Source organism: Dyadobacter bucti (assembly GCF_005869225.1).
Classification (GTDB): Bacteria; Bacteroidota; Bacteroidia; order Cytophagales; family Spirosomataceae; genus Dyadobacter; species Dyadobacter bucti.
In genome coordinates this window covers 341,245-358,957 of the sequence record NZ_SWFP01000003.1, presented here as the reverse complement: position 1 = coordinate 358,957, position 17,713 = coordinate 341,245, and the positions used below count along the sequence as shown (strand labels likewise).

12 protein-coding genes and 1 riboswitch are annotated in these 17,713 nt (G+C 46.0%); of the genes, 6 read left to right on the top strand and 6 right to left on the bottom strand.

What is annotated here, in order from left to right; genetic code table 11:
- Positions 1 to 20 precede the first annotated feature (20 nt).
- Positions 21 to 113, bottom strand: a riboswitch (TPP riboswitch).
- Positions 114 to 174: 61 nt separating this feature from the next.
- The 3 genes from hxpB to FBF61_RS11615 all read left to right on the top strand — a co-directional run bounded on the left by hxpB (position 175) and on the right by FBF61_RS11615 (position 2,748).
- A complete protein-coding gene (gene hxpB / locus FBF61_RS11625) occupies positions 175 to 849 on the top strand; it encodes a hexitol phosphatase HxpB (protein ID WP_138477399.1) in 675 nt (224 codons plus the stop codon).
- 31 nt (positions 850 to 880) lie between these two features.
- The gene (locus FBF61_RS11620) at positions 881 to 2,221 is read left to right on the top strand and encodes a sensor histidine kinase (RefSeq protein WP_138477398.1); all 1,341 of its coding nucleotides are present in this window, start codon (positions 881 to 883) and stop codon (positions 2,219 to 2,221) included.
- A gap of 71 nt (positions 2,222 to 2,292) precedes the next feature.
- Entirely contained in the window at positions 2,293 to 2,748 is a 456-nt protein-coding gene (locus tag FBF61_RS11615) for a hypothetical protein (protein WP_138477397.1), read from the top strand.
- A gap of 3 nt (positions 2,749 to 2,751) precedes the next feature.
- Here FBF61_RS11615 and FBF61_RS11610 read toward each other — a convergent pair whose 3' ends face one another.
- A complete protein-coding gene (locus FBF61_RS11610; RefSeq protein ID WP_138477396.1) occupies positions 2,752 to 4,446 on the bottom strand; it encodes an amino acid permease in 1,695 nt (564 codons plus the stop codon).
- A 186-nt stretch (positions 4,447 to 4,632) separates the two neighbouring features.
- Here FBF61_RS11610 and FBF61_RS11605 point away from each other — a divergent pair, with 186 nt between their 5' ends.
- Together FBF61_RS11605 and eat are read left to right on the top strand one after the other, a co-directional pair.
- Positions 4,633 to 5,418, top strand: coding sequence for a phosphatidylinositol-specific phospholipase C/glycerophosphodiester phosphodiesterase family protein (locus FBF61_RS11605; RefSeq protein WP_138477395.1), 786 nt, complete (start codon positions 4,633 to 4,635; stop codon positions 5,416 to 5,418).
- A gap of 110 nt (positions 5,419 to 5,528) precedes the next feature.
- On the top strand, positions 5,529 to 6,857 hold the full coding sequence (gene eat, locus FBF61_RS11600) for an ethanolamine permease (RefSeq protein WP_138477394.1): 1,329 nt from the start codon (positions 5,529 to 5,531) through the stop codon (positions 6,855 to 6,857).
- Here eat and FBF61_RS11595 read toward each other — a convergent pair.
- The 4 genes from FBF61_RS11595 to FBF61_RS11580 all read right to left on the bottom strand — a co-directional run bounded on the left by FBF61_RS11595 (position 6,841) and on the right by FBF61_RS11580 (position 14,545).
- Positions 6,841 to 9,099, bottom strand: coding sequence for a TonB-dependent receptor (locus tag FBF61_RS11595; RefSeq protein WP_138477393.1), 2,259 nt, complete (start codon positions 9,097 to 9,099; stop codon positions 6,841 to 6,843). The two genes, eat and FBF61_RS11595, sit on opposite strands and share 17 nt — an antisense overlap.
- Before the next feature lie 43 nt (positions 9,100 to 9,142).
- Positions 9,143 to 10,432, bottom strand: a complete 1,290-nt coding sequence (locus FBF61_RS11590; RefSeq protein WP_138477392.1) for a tetratricopeptide repeat protein — start codon at positions 10,430 to 10,432, stop codon at positions 9,143 to 9,145.
- Between the two features lie 78 nt (positions 10,433 to 10,510).
- On the bottom strand, positions 10,511 to 12,814 hold the full coding sequence (locus tag FBF61_RS11585) for a DUF4331 family protein (RefSeq protein ID WP_138477391.1): 2,304 nt from the start codon (positions 12,812 to 12,814) through the stop codon (positions 10,511 to 10,513).
- A gap of 30 nt (positions 12,815 to 12,844) precedes the next feature.
- Entirely contained in the window at positions 12,845 to 14,545 is a 1,701-nt protein-coding gene (locus tag FBF61_RS11580; RefSeq protein WP_138478073.1) for a DUF4331 domain-containing protein, read from the bottom strand.
- 805 nt (positions 14,546 to 15,350) lie between these two features.
- Here FBF61_RS11580 and FBF61_RS11575 point away from each other — a divergent pair.
- Complete coding sequence (locus FBF61_RS11575; RefSeq protein WP_138477390.1) at positions 15,351 to 16,085, top strand: LytR/AlgR family response regulator transcription factor; 735 nt, start codon at positions 15,351 to 15,353, stop codon at positions 16,083 to 16,085.
- Positions 16,086 to 16,366: 281 nt separating this feature from the next.
- Here the strand turns inward: FBF61_RS11575 and FBF61_RS11570 are convergent, their stop codons facing one another.
- Positions 16,367 to 17,635 (bottom strand): exo-beta-N-acetylmuramidase NamZ family protein, encoded by a 1,269-nt coding sequence (locus FBF61_RS11570; RefSeq protein WP_138477389.1) that lies wholly within the window; start codon positions 17,633 to 17,635, stop codon positions 16,367 to 16,369.
- Positions 17,636 to 17,713: the final 78 nt, after the last annotated feature.

Sequence of the window (17,713 nt, the reverse complement as noted above, 5' to 3'; positions counted from 1 at the left end):
AAAAGAGTGAAAAGATAGTTAACTATCTGTACGCTTTTTCCTCCGACAGTATAAACTGTTTCAGGTTCAAAGGGTATAAATCTCAGTCCGTTTGGACACCCCCAAAGCCATTCTTACCCGCTAATGTAGTAGTTTTGGATTGAAAACGATTATTTAAAATTTCAAATACACATAATGATTAAAGCAGCCATATTTGACATGGACGGATTATTGATAGATTCGGAGCCGATCTGGACACAAGCCGCCCGTGAAGTGATGCAAAAAGTAAATTTCGATTTAACTGACGCCCTGAAACTTCAGACTACCGGATTATCCGTTAAATTATTTCTGGATTTTTGCCATAAACTGCAGCCCTGGAACACACCCACTTTCGAAGAACTTGAAAGGGATATCCTTGAAGTAGCACATCAAAATATTCTTGCACATGCCGTGGCTATGCCCGGAGCAATTGAAATAATAAAAGAGCTGAAATCGCAGGGACTGAAAATCGCGGTCGCTTCGGCATCTCACATGGAACTGATCGAAGGGGTACTCAAACGTCTGGAAATCATTGATTATTTTGATACCTGGCATTCCGGTGAGCTGGAAGAATTTACAAAACCACACCCGGCGGTTTATCTTACTACTGCCAAAAAGCTTGGCGTTTTGCCTGAAGAATGCATCGCGTTTGAAGACTCACATGCAGGTCTCCGCTCGGCACATGCAGCCGGGATGGTCACGATTTCGGTGCCGGCAGCCGAAGTATTTTCCGATTCAAAATTCGATCTGGCGCATTATAAAATTGCGTCTCTTGAAAAATATATACTCAGTGAAATGTCTGGTGTTCCGGAAAGTGCAGTAAATAAATAAATTGCAGGATCTTCCTGCTAACAGCTCTTAAATGACCGGACTACGCCACTTCAGTTTGATGATTACACTCAGGATCACACTCATCATCCTGAGCGTGATCGCCTTGGCCTGGCTTACGTCCAAGGAAACGAATGTAGTCCTGATTTACATTCTCGGAACGATTTTCATTTTCATACAGGGTTCATTGTTATACCAGTATGTCACGAATGTGAACCGCAAGCTGACGTACTTCCTGGAATCTGTGCGGTATTCCGATTTTACGATCAATTTCCGGTCGGATAATAAAATGGGCCGGACTTTTAAGGAGCTCAACCAGCAATTCAATGAAGTGCTGCATGCATTCCGGCAGGCAAGGGCCGAAAAGGAGGCTAATCTTCAGTATCTCAACACCATTGTTCAGCATATCGGTACCGGCCTGATTACTTTTGACAGTACCGGCCAGGTGAACCTGATCAACAATGCTGCGCTGCGGATGCTTGGCATTTACCGCCTCCATCAGCTGGGAGAGCTCAAAGACAAACATCCACGCCTGTACGAACTCCTCTCCAATCTCGATAGCGGCGTCAGGGAACTGTACCGAACTCCTTCGGATCAGCCGCTGGCATTGCAGGGTGCAGCTATTCAGTTGAGAGGAATGTGGGTCAGGATTGTGGTTTTGCAAAATATTCAGACAGAACTTCAGCAGCAGGAAGTAGAATCATGGCAGAACCTTACCCGGGTGCTGCGCCACGAAATCATGAATTCCATGACGCCTATTGTTTCTCTGGTAGGAACAATGAAACTGATTGTGCACGAGGATATTGAAAAATCAACGAGCGACCAAGAGGCTGTCAATGACCTGAAAGAAGCATTGCATACCCTCGAAAAAAGAAGCAAGGGAATGATGCAGTTCGTCAATGCTTATCGTGACTTTACCACGCTACCCAAGCCTGTTTTTGCCAGTATCAGTGTGGCAGAGCTTTTGCAGGAAGTCCTGCAGCTTCTGCAAACTGATCTTACAGTTGCAGGCGTTCTTTGGGCATTAGCAGTAAAACCTGAAACCCTTACTGTAAAAGCGGATGCAAGCCAGATCCAGCAGGTACTGATCAACCTGATCAAAAATGCGTCCGAATCTTTTTCGAATCAAACCAATCGGCTGATCAGTATTTCGGCCTACCAAGCTGACAATCTGACGATCATTGAAGTAAGTGACAATGGAGACGGAATTGAGCCGGAAGCGATCGAAAATATTTTTATCCCTTTCTACACCACAAAAAAAACAGGCTCAGGAATCGGACTGAGCCTTTCCCGCCAGATCTTGCAACAACATAACGGTCAATTGAATGTTTCTTCCCAGGTAGGAAAAGGTACGGTTTTTACACTTGTCATTTAACCGGCTGTCGGCAACTTCCTTACAACCATTCGACGCTTCCGCACGTCTTGGAAGAAATAAATCTGAATGTTATGAAAAAGTTTCTGTTGACGATCGCAGCCTTGTGGAGCATTTTTTCGTGCCAGAATTCTTCCATCGATAAAAAAGACGAGGGTATCAGATACAAAGAGACAGTCGTTATCAACGACGTCCCGAGGGCCACACTTACATTTTTTGATTTCTCGGACAGCCGTTGCCCCGAAGGCGTACAATGCGTGTGGGCGGGCTATGCATCTATGGATTTGGTGCTATCTGGCGTTACAACAGAGGGCGGCATTAATGAACACGTTAAAATGTGCCTGGGCGATTGCAGGCTTGTCCGCAAAGACAGCACCCAGGCGGGCTATATTATGGCCGATACGGTTGATAAATCATTTGCAGGACAGCAATACAGGTTCATACTTTCGTCATTAAAGCCTGGGCCAAAAGTGGATAGCACTTTGAAAAAAGAAGACTATCGCATCATGCTGAAAATAGAGAAAAAGTAGCGTCTACTGCTGATTAGCCAGCTTGCTTTTCCGGTATCCATAACAGAAATAGATCACCAATCCTATTGCCAGCCAGATCGCAAATATCAGCCAGTTGGAAGAGCCGAGCTCTGTCATCAGATAAAGATTAGTGAGAATCCCCGCTACCGGCAATATAGAAAAATCATATTTAAAGCTCATGATCGAGAGTATTGCCCAAACTATCCAGAAGACGATCGTCAAAAGCTTATGCTCCACAATTTCCGAAACAGTGAGCGCTTCCCATTCCAGAATGACGCTTTGTCCGTAAAGCAGCAGTCCCGCAATGGCCAATATGAATAGCAGGCCTACCAGATATTTTCCATTCAGATAAGGCACCCTGAATTTGGACTGGGCGGAGATACCATGGTGGTCCAGATATAAAACACCCGCACAAACAAGTATAAAAGCAAAAAATGTCCCTACGCTCGTAAGATCTACGAAGAAATCCATTTTGAAAAACAAGGCCGGAATTCCTACGACCAGACCGGTTATGATCGTCGCAAAAGATGGTGTCTGATACCTGGGGTGGATTTTGGAAAACTTCTTCCATAGCAGTCCGTCGCGGCTCATGGTCATCCAGATCCTAGGCTGTCCCAGCTGGTATACCAACAGGGCGCTGGTAATAGCAATGACCGAACTTATGGAAATCACCCCGGCCATAAAATCAAGCCCATTTTTCTGGAAAACAAAGGCTAGCGGGTCGCTTACACGTAGTTCTTTGTAGTTGACCATACCCGTCAAAACCAGCGTGATCAGTACATATAAAACCGTACAGATAATAAGGCAATAGATCATGGCTTTGGGCATATCCCGCTGAGGGTCCTTACATTCTTCTGCGGTAGTGGAAATGGAATCAAAACCTATAAATGCAAAAAAAACTGCGGCGACGCCACTCAAAACGCCCTTGACACCATTAGGGGCAAAAGGGGTCCAGTTTTCAGGTTTTACATAAAATGCACCTGCGAAGATCACGAGAAGCACCACGCCGATTTTGAGGACGACCATGATATTGCTGGCGGTACGCGACTCCCGGATACCAATATAAACCAGTGCGGTGATAAACAATGTGACAAGCCCGGCCGGCAGGTTCAGGATAATCGGGAAGTCGCCGATACGCGGGGCTGTTTCAAAAGTTGCAGCCGCCAGACGTTCGTAAGCTGATAATTCCGCAGCTCCCAGAGTCTGTAATTTCTGGAACGCCTCCGAAGCAGATTCCTGGTTCATGGTAAGCCAGCCAGGCATGGTGATTCCAAAACCTTTCAGCATGCTTACGAAATATTCCGACCATGAAATGGCCACCACCATGTTGGAAACCGCATATTCCAGAATAAGGGCCCAACCGATGATCCAAGCGAACAACTCGCCGAAAGCAACGTAAGCATAAGTATATGCACTACCGGAAACCGGCACTGTACTTGCAAACTGGGCATAGGACAAAGCTGTAAAAATGCAGGCAATTGCAGTAAAAACGAACAATAAAGATACCGCAGGACCACCATTGTAGCTCGCCAGACCAATTGTGCTGAAAATCCCTGCCCCTACAATGGCTGCTATCCCTAAAGATACCAGGTCGCGGACACCCAATATTTTTGCCAGACTTCCATGTTCGCCGGAATGAGCGTCTTTAAGAATTTGATCAACCGTTTTTTTGCGAAAAAGAGAAGAATTTTGTTTCATGCAGGAGCTGGTTATACGCGACAGTTGTATCCAATAAGATGGCTAAAATAATGATATTCTTAACGTATCTTCCGAATCATTGAAAATTTGTTGAATTATCGCCGAATACTCCATAGAAGATTCTTCAGCGATGTTATTTGGCTTATATTTACCGGCCCGTTCCTATACCTTTCAGCAAGTTACGTTATGAAATCCATCCTGATCCTTCTGTCCGGCATATTGGTTGTAATGCAAACAGTGACCGCCCAGAACATAAAATCCTACACTACCGCAAACGCCCATTCTCACAATGACTACGAGCAAAAAAGGGCATTTTATGACGCGTACGAACAGCAGTTTGGATCTATGGAAGCCGATCTGTACCTGGTGAACGACACATTGTTTGTCGCACATGAGATGAAAAATATTTCCAGTAAAAGAACTTTCCAAAAATTATATCTGCAACCGCTCAAGGAGTATACAGAGAAAAACGGTGGCAGCATTTATCCCGAAAAAAACCAGGTGATACAATTGCTGATCGATCTAAAAACTTCCGGAGAAGAAACGCTGGCTGCGTTGGTGAAAGAACTGGAACCGCATAAAGATCTGCTGGCACCCGCAGGTTCCGTAAAGATCGTGATCAGCGGCAATGTCCCCGACCCGGCAACTTTCGAAAAATATCCGTCTTATATATTTTTTGACGGACGTCCTGAAATTACCTATACTCCTTCCCAGCTTGCTCGCGTCGGGCTCATCAGCCAGTCATTTCAGATCTATTCGCGCTGGAATGGCGAAGGTCCCTTGCCGGAAAACCAAAAGAAAAAGGTGAACAGCATGATCGGGAAGGTCCACGATATGGGAAAGAAAGTCCGGCTATGGGCAACACCCGATAATATCAATTCCTGGAAAACCATGATGAGCCTGGGCGTAGATTACCTCAACACGGACAAAGTACGGGAGATGGGAGACTATTTACGCACCGCACCACGCTAAAACCAGAATTTTATACAGTAACATTTAATTTCTCCCATAGAAATGATGGCTTTGGGCCAGTTATGCCTTATATTGATCCGGTATAACCAATTCCCAATAACAACCCTCCAATGTCTGCTGATCAAAACGCTGCACTTAAAAAAGTTTTAAAACCAATACATCTCTGGGCCATAGCGGTCGGGCTTGTCATTTCCGGTGAATATTTCGGCTGGAACTACGGCTGGGGAGTTTCCGGTACCGTCGGATTTCTGATTGCCACGCTGGTCGTGACGGTGATGTATGTAACCTTCATTTTCAGCTTCACCGAACTGACAACCTCTATTCCACAGGCCGGCGGCCCTTTTTCTTATGCCTACCGGGCCTTCGGATGGTTGGGCGGCCTTATAGCCGGTTATGCCACACTGGTAGAGTTTCTGGTCACGCCTCCCGCCATTGCGTTTGCATTGGGCAGTTATTCCCATTTTCTATATCCTTCGCTTAAAGTCCTGGACGTTGCCTTTGCATGTTACGGCATTTTTATCCTCATCAACCTATTGGGGATCAAAGAGTCAGCTATGTTTTCACTGGTTGTCACCATTCTGGCGGTAGTGGAGCTGCTGATCTATATCGGCATAGTCGCCCCTCATTTCTCGTATGAAACTTTTGTTACAGAACCGATGCCATTTGGCTTCGGCGGCATATTTGCTGCCCTGCCGTTTGCGATATGGTTTTACCTAGCTATCGAAGGCGTTGCTATGGTGGCGGAAGAGGTGGAAGATCCCAAACGGACGATCTCGCTGGGATATATTTATGGTATTTTAACCTTGGTCGTACTTGCGCTGGCCGTGATGATTTTTACAGGGGGCGTTGCGCACTGGCGGCAATTGAGTGAAATAGATTACCCGCTTCCCGCTGCGCTGGGTATTGTATTGGGCCGTGACAGCAGCTGGACGCAGCTTTTTGCAAGTCTGGGACTGTTCGGTCTCATTGCATCTTTCCATGGAACGGTCATCGGGTATTCACGTCAGATTTTCGCTTTGGCAAGAAGCGGCTACCTGCCTTCATTTTTAGGAAAAGTAAATGCACGCTTCCAAACTCCCCACTGGGCGCTGATCGCGGGAGGTGTGGCGGGATGTGTGGCTTTGAGCCTCGGCACGACAGACCAGGTTATTATTCTGGCTGCCCTTGGGGCGGTGGTGATGTATATGATCAGCATGGTTTCGCTGTTTGCATTGAGAAAAAAAGAGCCTGATCTCGAAAGACCATTTTCCGTTCCGTTCTATCCGTTTTTTCCAATCGTCGCGCTGCTGTTATCTGCTATCTGCCTGGTAGCGATTGTGTATTATAACCTGATGCTGAGCCTCTGGTTTTTCGTAGGAATGATTGCCGTTGTAGGGATTTTTATAGCAACGGGCAAACACAAGACAATCGATCAGGACCCGATCAAAAAAACAATGTAAGGCTTAATCTTGCGAAAAATGGGGTACCCGGTGTGAAATGAATCTCCTCAACAGGCTGAGATTCATTCTTCAACCTGCTTTCCGTATCAAATTGGGTTTCTTTCCACTTGGTATTCAGCAGATTTTGGACGGACAAGCCTACGTTGTAGTTTTTCCTGGCATAGTTGAGCTGCATATCTCCGACGAAATATCCTTTTGCTACGATCGAATTGTCTTCATTGGCAGGACGGTTGGCCATATACCGGTATCTCAGTGATCCGCTCAGCCCGTTTGGCATCTGAAGGGAAAGTCCGCCGGTAGAAGTCAGAAGCGGCGCGAGGGGCAGATAATTCATACCTTCCATTTCGCCTATTGCCCGTGGCCTGGCAGTACTTACATCCACGTCGGCATAAAGCGTTTTGGTGAGCTGGTAGCGCACAGAAAGATCAATACCCTGCCTTTTTGATTTCCCGCTGGGCTCTATCACCCCGGCATCACCTACATAAACGAATTCCTGCTGCAGCCAGAGATACCATACCGCCGCATTGATAAACATTTTGGGAAAAGGCTTGAAAATCATTCCAAAATCAGAACCGTACGCACCTGGCAAAATTTGCTTGCCGCCTTGCGGAACCACTACCCGCGTATCGTTGGAATGGAAACCCCGTCCCGAATTAAGATACAACTGCAACCGGGGATTGAAGGTATAGTAAAAATTAAGTTTTGGGGAAACAATAGCGTCGCTGGCATGCCTGGTATTGACAGGATCGGCAAGCAGGTCTTCATATTGATTCCGAAAATAGTCCAGCCTAACCCCAGCATTGACCATAAACTTATCGGTTACCTGAACCTGCTCATCGGCGTAGAGAGATGCATTGAGTTCGTTCACATTCCCTAACTGGTAAGGAACAAGAGTTTCTGTCCTGTTTTTAGTATGTGAAAGTTCGCTCCGTTTGGTCAGGTCGTGGCGGTATTGTACGCCCACGGTCGTAGTCCAGTTGGTTTTGCCGATGTACGTTTCTTTTGAAATACTACCATTATAGCCAAACAGGTTACGTTTTTCTTTCTGGCGGATCTGGTCACCGTTCAGGGAGTCTTCCAGAAAAAATGTAAAATTGGAATAAAGCTCAAAGTTGTAATTACTAAAAAACGCCTGATTTTTGATCACATAGTTTTTAGCCGTCACGGTTACAAACTCAGCATTGAAATTGGTGCGGCTTGTTTCTCCTCCTTCCGACGGATCTATGGAACCGAAAAAACCGATTTGTCCCGATTCATAAGCACGGTCAGGAATTTGCCCGGAGTGGTTCCACTTACTCCAGAAAGTCGAGCCCGTTAGTTTGAGATTGGTATTCGGGCTGACATGCCCATGGTATTTCCCGACGACGTTCAAACGGTTGAAATCCTGTGGATTATCAAAATAGGAATTGGTGAACGAATATTCAGAAGCAATATAGGCCGATTGATTTTTATCCCTACCCTTCTTTCCCAGCAGATCAATACCCGCCACGGCCCGGTAAGAATCATATTGTCCGGCTTCCAGCTTGACGAAAGATTTGTCCAAAGCATCCTTTGTCCGGAAATCAACCCAACCTGCGGTGGTAAAATTCCCTTTATCAGCATGGTATGGTCCTTTTTTAAAATCCACACCCTGAACCAGCTCGGGAATTACAAAATGAAGATCGGCATAACCTTGCCCGTGCGCGTGAGAAACCATGTTTACCGGCATACCGTCCACCGTCAGACGGATATCCGTTCCATGATCGAGGTCAAAGCCGCGTAAAAAAATCTGCTCGGCTTTTCCGCCTCCCGCATGCTGGCCGATAAAGAGGCCCGGCACCATCCGCAGTATTTCCTGGGAATTGGTGATCGGTCTGAGCCGGATGTCCAGGTTGCTGATCAGCTGCTGATCGTGCGCGCGATGTGATGAAATGACAACCTCGCTTAATTCCACATCAGCCTTGGCTAATAATGTTTTTGCAAAAGTGGTTTCGTCATCCTTAACTGTTACTTCTATCACCTGCGTTTTAAAACTGAGATGCGATAACTCGACCTTGTACATGGATGCTACCAGGCCTTCAAACCGGTATTGCCCCAATTCATTTGTAACCGCCGACTTACCCTGGTTGGACAGGATAACGTTCACATTTTTAACCGGAAGATGGGTAGCCTGATCGTAAACAGTGCCGGAAATGCCGCCCAGATGCGCATAAGCGCCAAAACCAGCCAGCACAAAAAGGGAGATGAGTAGAAGTTTATGCATGGGCTTTCACGATGAAAATGTCTTTGTTAATCAGAATCCATGATCAAAGCACAAATTTAGGATTTGTTTTCTTTGCCTGGGCGAGCAATTTGCTTCCTTCATTTTTATTGCCCAAAGCCACCTCTATCTCACTCGCAACCCGAAGCAGTTCCGGGTCTTTGCTGCCTGTCCTTAATGCAACCGTCATATAGTCCTTTGCCTTCGCGTTATTTTTTTCTTTAAAATAAACCAGCGCCAACGTATGGTTCACATCGATATTTTTTGGCCTTTTTGCGTACTCATTCAAAGCATACTTTTGTGCAGAATCCAGTTGCCCGGTTTTGATGTACAATTTGGCAAGTTCAAGATCCACCGCGTGACCTGACTGCGCGTCTTCGTCCAACATTTTTACTACTTCTGCATACTTCTTCTGCGCTTTTATCTGGTCACCCTGCAAAGCATATATGTCGGCCATTTCCTCATGAAAAGAAAACTCCGGCATGATGGCGGCTGCTTTTTCCAGTTCTGCCAGTGCTTTGTCATATTGTTTTGCGGCCTTATAGACCTGTGCTTTTCCGTGTAAAGCGAATGCATAGCTCGGGCGCATGGCCAGGATTTCATCGTATTGTATACCTGCATCTTTCAGGTTACCGGTAGTTTCATACAAATGCCCCAGGGTATTTTTACTCCAGCATTGTGGCTCAGAACCAGGCAAACCGGCCTCCACCGCCAGTTTCATTGCAGCAATTGCACCGGGATAATTGCCGTAGATCTCCCGAAGGTAAGACGCGCGGGAATAAGATTCCAGAGAAGGTTTCAATGCCTGCATTTTGTCGGACATAGCCACGGCTTCCTCATAGTTGCCCAGCTCAACATTAGCGTCCACAAGCACTCCATATACATAAGCATTACTGGGATTGATCTGACGTGCTTTTTCAGCCAGGCCCCTCGCTTCCGAGAACTGATGCTGCGACATTTTTACAGAGGCTTTAAAAGTATTGGCTTCAAAATTCTGAGGCTCTATCGCCAGCACTCCGTCCAGTATTTTGAGCGCTGCCGGATAATAATACGGGTGCTCACCCGTGATTCTGGCCTCTGCCAGATAAATCACGACAACCTGTAAGCGGGGTTTTACATCTTTCGGGTTCTCTTTTATTTTTTGTTTTAGCTCGTCTACTTTTTCTTTGGTTTTTTGCCATTCGGCTGCTGTCGCCAGCTCACCGTGGCGCTCAAACAAAGGCGGGATATCTGTGCCTGATCCCGAGCTCTGAGAAGTTTCTGTTTTCTTCTTTTCAGTACATGCCGAATGAAGCAGCAACAGTATGGGAAGGTAAAGGGTGAATATCTTTTTCATGATACATGTGGTTGTAAATCCGGGAATAGATGTTCAAAAAATGGCCGGAGGGCAGTGTTAACCTCCGGCCGGTAATTGTTACTTCCTTAATATTTTGACAGTATGCCTGTCATCAGCCGTTACTACACGCAGGTAATAAATTCCAGGCTGACGTCCGATTTTGATCGATCTCTGCTCGGTTACTCCCGCTTTGCCGATCACCTGCTGGCCAATTACCTGTCCTTTTATATTCGCAAGATCCAGTTGCACCCGTTTACCGCTGGCTCCCCTGATCTCAACAAAGACCTCGTCATTGGTAGTCGGATTTCCCATGACGGTGGCAGATAAAGGAACCAGGGCATTTTCAGCATTGTCCTCAAATCCTATGCGCCATGTTTTCTGTCCGCAGAACGTCCGGAAGTCAAACTCCATAGTAACTTCGGAGGCAGGTTCATTAACATACCGTGCACGGGCAATCAAGACGCCGCTACTGTTTACATCTTTGAACAACTCGGCTTCTACCATACGATTTACACTTGTGCCATACACACCGTTTACAACCCCGGCAGCGGCATATTCGACCGTCTTGGAAGGATTTCCACCTGTGTGGCTGAAAGTGAATCCGCCTGTGAGACAATCAAAATTTGTAATGGCCACTGCAAGCGGCTGATCAGGATTGCTGACTGGCCCCTCATAACCATTACCCCGGAAACCAGGCCATGGGTTTTGCTCGTAAGGGAACATCGCTTTAAGCGTGGTGTCATTTTTGGTAACCCCGGCATTGAAGCCCAGTACACTCAGCAGATTCGGAGTTAAGGGGCTCGGCGTAACATTAGGGGTAAAGTCATCATACCATAATCCGATCGCAGCCAGTACCACACCTCCCACTGCCTGAAGTTCGATAGTTGTGACATCGTCTTCAAGACGGCGTCCGTTCGGGAACCCATCCATATTAGGGATAAACTGCAGATCGGTAGTGGTGTTATACGCTGCGTCTGTCAAGCCCAAAGCTGCTGCCTGCACTAAGCCCAGCGAACTGAATTTGGGATCGTTACGAGGCGTGGCCGGTACTGCCATGTTCAGCCGCAGCCAGTCGCCGAGTGTCGGCAAAAAATTGTGGATAAACGGTTTTCCTTTTGCCAGCGGATTACCTGCCTTGCCGGTTGCAAGCTGATAAGGGGGCAAATTTGGAACACCAGTATAAAATATTGGTAAAATATCCACCGCACGGGGGCTGGTCGCGTCCGGTAATAAAACACTACCAAAAGCTGCCTCGGAAAGCGCGGTACCATCAAGTGCTGCATTTCCTTTCAGACCATATAGACCTGCTTTGCCATTTCGGAAATCATACGCACCCAGTGATTTTGACTGAATCCTCAGCGGTGCCAGTCCAGGGACTGCTGTTCCAAACTGCGAATCATCCATGTATAATGCCAGTTCGGGATTGGTGAAATACTTGGCAAACTGCAGGTCGTTATCCGGAGTAGCCGCATTCCATTTATCTTTCATTCCCACCGGGATTACCGCTTCGTTGGTCAGCGGCATACCCAGCCGGGATACCTGTACCCATTCGCCGTCGAAACCCACGTCACCACCATTGTATATTGTGGTGATTTTCTTGCGGCTGGCAGAAGCATACACACCGATCACATAATCCGGATCCAGAATATTGGACGCCATCGCAACCGTTTTCTTGTCTTTTTGCAATGTAGCAACAGGAACCTCAATGACTATGGAATGACAATTGAATTTGGCGACTCCGTCCCTGCCGCTCTGGCGTACATTTCCAAGGTCGAATATACCTCCGAGGTCTACAAAGAAAGGGTCATCCACAGGGCCGCAGAAGATTTTCTCACCTGTGCTGGCTGTCATGATCGACTGCTCCACTATTGCGTTATAAGATTTACCCAGGCCAACCGTAGTATTGTCAATAGATCTCGGTCCTATGTGCGGGGGCGGTACTTTACCATCTGAAACAATGGTAGAGAATGTACGTCCGCCATCCGTACTGCGCTCGCAGGTATAGGTAGTTTTCAGATTCTCTTTACCCAGACGTATCAGAAAGAAAGTGGATGGGTCTTCATTCATTTTTTTGAATGTAAAACGGTAAACAACGTCCGCACCGGGAGATGCAGCATTGTTATCCACATGTACTTCATACCGGATATTTTCGCCGAATGAATACCAGTTTGGCCCTCCCGCAGGATGTTCAAAAGGTATATAATTGGCAATCAAAACGATATTTTCACTATTAACCGGGCTCTTGAAAGCGTACACATCGGTATTATCGGCCAGCGGATCGTTGGAGATCAGCGGCGCTTCGCGGTGGGATGAAGCAGTGGACTGATCAGGACTAAGGCAAATGGCAGCCAGGATCCCGATCAAGTATAAAATATTTTTCATAATGAATCGATTTATTATTGGATGATGGGATCAGAATCTTGGTTTTTCGGGATAGTCAAATCCTCTCCACGGATTTTGCACGTACGGGAAGGCAGCTTTTAACCCCACATCATTTTTAGTAGGACCGGAAGTAAAAGTGAGCACGTTCAAAAGCTGCTGGGAAACAGGGGCTTCTGCCGTAGCATCGTCATAAAATAAACCGACAGCCGCGAGGACCACGCCGGATACGGCTTGTAACTCAATGGTTGTCACATCGTCTTCGAGGCGGCGGCCATTGGGGAAACCGTCCATATTAGGTATGAATTGCAAATCGGTAGAACCATTGTAGGCAGGGTCGGTTATACCGAGCACAGCAGCCTGAACCAATCCGAGGGAGCTGAATTTTGCATCGTCGCGGGGCGTGGCAGGCACGGCCATGTTCAACCGCAGCATATCGCCTAGCGTTGGCAGGAAGTTGTGTATAAATGGTTTTCCAGCGGCAAGGGGATTGTTATTTTTGCCGGTAGCCAGCTGGTAAGGAGCCAGATTAGGAACGCCTGTATAAAATATAGGTAACAAATCAACAGCCCGGGGACTTGCTGCGTCCGGCAGCAGAATTCCTCCGAAAGCCGCTTCGGCGAGCGCAGTTCCGTCGAGCGCAGGATTACCTTTTAGTCCATACAAACCAGGCTTACCATTGCGGAAGTCAAAACTGCCCAGTGACTTGCTCTGGATACGGAGTGCATTCAGTGAGGGAACGGCTGTTCCAAACTGTGAATCATCCATGTAGAGCGCCAGTTCAGGATTTGTGAAATACTTGGCAAACTGAAGATCGTTTCCTCCGTAAGGGGTTACAGAGTTCCAGCGGTCTTTCATGCCAATCGGGATCACAGCCTCATTGGTTAGCGGCATGCCCAAACGGGAAACCTGCACGTATTTACCGTCATATCCAACATCCCCGCCACCATACAGCGTTTTGATCATCTGGCGGCTTGCCGATGCCCACACACCTATTACATAATCGGGATCGAGGATATTTGCTGCCTGTTGCACACCTTTTCCGTCTTTCTGCAACATGCTGACAGGCACTTTGATGGCGATAGTGTGCACATTGAAGCGGCTCAGCCCATCTTTAGTTTCGTTAGTGGAATTCCCTTCTGGGCGGAAGTTTCCTACGTCGAAAGCTCCTGCCAGATCCACGAAAAACGGATCGTCAACCGGCCCGCAAAATATCTTCTCTCCACTTGAGGCAGTTGCTATCGCACTTTGTACCAGCGAATTGTAATCCGCAGCTTCCAGCCCGACCGTTTTACCTTCAATCGAGCGTGGTCCGATGTTGGCAGGTGGTACCACTCCGTTTGCGACGATAGTGACGAAAGTCTGGCCGCCGTCGGTGCTCTTTTCGCATTTATAGGTGGCTTTCAGGTTCTGTTTCCCCAGACGGATATTGAAAAAAGTGGTAGGATCTTCATTGGTACCTGAAAAAGTAAATCTGTAAGTAATGTCGTCGCCGGCTGTTGTGGTCTTGTTTTTGATGTGAATTTCATATCGGACATTTGTGCCGAAATTGTAATAGTTCGGCCCTCCTTCCGGCGATTCGAAAGGGATGTAATTGGCGATGATCGTAATAGAATTTGGGTCGTCGGGGCTTTTGAAGGCGTACAGATCCGTATTGTCAGCAAGCGGATCGTTGGAAATCAAAGGTGCCTCCCTGTGACTGGAGGCGTAGCTGCCGAAAGAGGCCAGCAGCATTGCACAACTGAGGAATCCATTCCTGAGCCGGCAGAAACGCAAACGGGAAACTTGCATGAGGTAGAAGTTTTTAGATATGAAAGAAATTAGGATTAAAATGAAAATAGGATCTGACCGTCTTGACGACGTCGGGAACATGCAACGGAAAATTCTGGAGGGAGGTCGTATTTACAAATCAAATGATCTTACCATAATGCAGTAAAATCATGAATAATGTATAGATATACGATAGGTATAGAAAAATAGATCGAAGCAGATTATATTTTTTTGGAATTTCTGAAAGAAAATGTGAGAGTTAGCGTATTAGACGCGATCAGGCGGTCAATACCGCGCAATAAAGTTTAGCGAAATTAGTTTAAGCAGACGTAGAATTAAATTTATAAATATTCTTGCGAAAAATTATATGATTAATTCATACATTGACGAAATACCCGACGGGTTGGAAGCCTTCCCAATTTTGGGGTGGCGTTCCGGATAAACTACTTTATGCATCTGAAAATTAATAGTCAGCCCTTTTGCAAATCTGATTCTGGAATGGGCCACAGGCAGACGACAGGCATGAGCGGAGAGGGTGATTATAAAATTTTACTAGTCAAGCAATTAGATTTGATCAGCACAGCTTAGACGTCATATAAAAATAATTTTATAATTAATTAATTAGTTCGACAGAAAAAATCAAAAATAGTAGTTAATTCGTATACCAAATTCATTGTGCCACTATCGGAGACACACTTTATACGCGTAAACACACAATCTCAGCTATTTTTCCGTTCGGTCGGATAAATTCGAACACTTAAATCTGAAGATGAATATTCTAATTGTAGAGGACGATTTTATTATTGCAAAACATTTACAGTTTTTACTTAATGGCTTTGGTTATGATGCAAATGACATTGCAGGAGATTACTCCGGTGCCATCGAGATTTTAAACAACAAAGTTTTTCATCTGGCCATTTTAGATATCAACTTAAACGGTTACCAAACGGGAATCGACCTTGCAGATTATATACGGGAGAATCTAAAAATCCCGTTTCTTTTTCTGTCCAGCCACGACGACATTGCTGTGGTCAATGCAGCATTGCAATCGGCCCCGCACGCATTCCTGCAGAAACCCTTCCAGAAAATCACGGTTTATACGGCAGTAAAGCTTGCGCTCAAAAATTACCGACTTGCCGCGCTGGCGGGAGAAACGGAGTATGAAGAAAAACAGGATACGACTGTGATCAAAGATGCACTGTTTATAAAAGAGAAGCATATGTTCACCAAAATCATGCTATCAGACATTCTTTACATCCGGAGCGACGACAATTATCTGGAACTTCATACTGTTAAAAAGAAATACACGATCCGGGAGACATTAAAGAACATGATCCAGCAACTGCCTGTGAACTTCTTCTTCCGGGTACACAAGTCATTTATCATCAATCTCAATGCCATCACGGCGATCAACTACATCCATGTGATCATCAATGACATTGAGATCCCGATCACAAATGACAACAGGAATGAGCTGCTCAGCAGAGTAAAAACCTTTTCATGAGTATTTTTTTGGATGTAAATAAAATTTATTTTACATTCAACAAATCTATTTGTAGAAAGAATACGTAACTAGACGTAGCTTAAAAAGATGACTTATATGTGTAAAACATAGCATTATGCACACATACCCTTTTATCAGAATTCAGGGCTGCGCTAAGTATCTGTCTGTTAAGGTTAAATTTTAAATATCGTTGAGAATAATTAGACATCTCGGGGAAAGTTATTCCCGGGATGTTTTGTTATGTGCCTGCGAAGATTTTTGAATTACTATGAAATACGGGCTCAGGGATAGATCAGGTATTTTTTTCTCATTTCCCTGAACCTGGAAAGTCCGGGTTCCCAGCTTTTTCTGATCTCTTCCTCAGAAGTGCCGGCGATAATCTGTTTCCTCAGGTTTTCAGTTCCTGCGAGCTTGTCAAAATTCCCGATCTGCTTGCTCTGGCTCATATCAAAGAATCTCTCTTTGTCTGGATATGCTTTGTACATTTCCATCAGCCATTGCAGGTTAAGTTGCTTTTTCCTGATAATATCTTTCATATCATAATTCCGCAAATCCAGGCCGTGACACTCCTTATCCTGATGAAGCGGTGTTTCGCTCATGCCTTTGATGCTATGCGGTGTGAACGTGAAGGCATATTTCCCCTTAAGTAAAGGAGCACCCAAAACTGTAAATGGCATGTAAGTTCCGCGCCCTTGGCTGAGAATCGTCCCCTCGAACATGCAGATATGAGGATAAAGCATCACCGACTGCTGTGTGTTGAGGTTCGGTGAAGGCATGACCGGCAATATATAAGGTGTATCGTGCGTATAATTGGCGATTTTGATGATTTTAAGCTTGCATTTTACTTTGTTGCGAAGCCAGCCTTCCCCATTGAGCATTTGTGCAAATTCTCCCATGGTCAGTCCGTGTGTTACAGGAATCGGATAAACCCCAATACCTGAATGGAGATGATCTTCCAGGATGGGCCCGTCCACCATAAAACCGTTGGGGTTAGGCCGGTCGAGGATCACCATTTCTTTACCATTTTCAGCGCAGGATTCCATCACATAACCAAGTGTATTGATATAAGTATAAAAACGCGCACCCACATCCTGAATATCAAAAACCATCAGATCAACGTCCGCCAGCTGCTCGGGCGTCGGCCTTTTGAGTTTTCCGTAAAGAGAGATAGCGGGGATTCCGGTTTTCGGATCTACGTCGTCGTTTACTTTATCACCATTGCTGGCAGTACCGCGAAAGCCGTGTTCCGGGCCGAATATTTTGACAATGTTTATTCCCAAAGCCACCAGACTATCCACGATGGGAGTTTTCGCTATGATAGAAGTTTGATTGACCACGATCGCGATTCTCTTGCCTTTCAGGTACGACAGGTACTCGGAAGTCTGATCAGCCCCCGTGACAGGGCTTTTTGCGATAGTCTCTCGCGTCGCGCCCATATTCAGCGAATCGGCGTTGGCAATAACCGGACTTTTATGGGATGAAGAATTTACGCAATTGCTGGTCAGGCAAATTGCGGTTGTGATGCTCAGGATGCAGAGAATAATTTTCATACGAATGGGATTGGCTGGGCAAAATAAGTTTTTTATGCCACGGATGCACGGATTTACACGAATATTCGTGGGAATTGG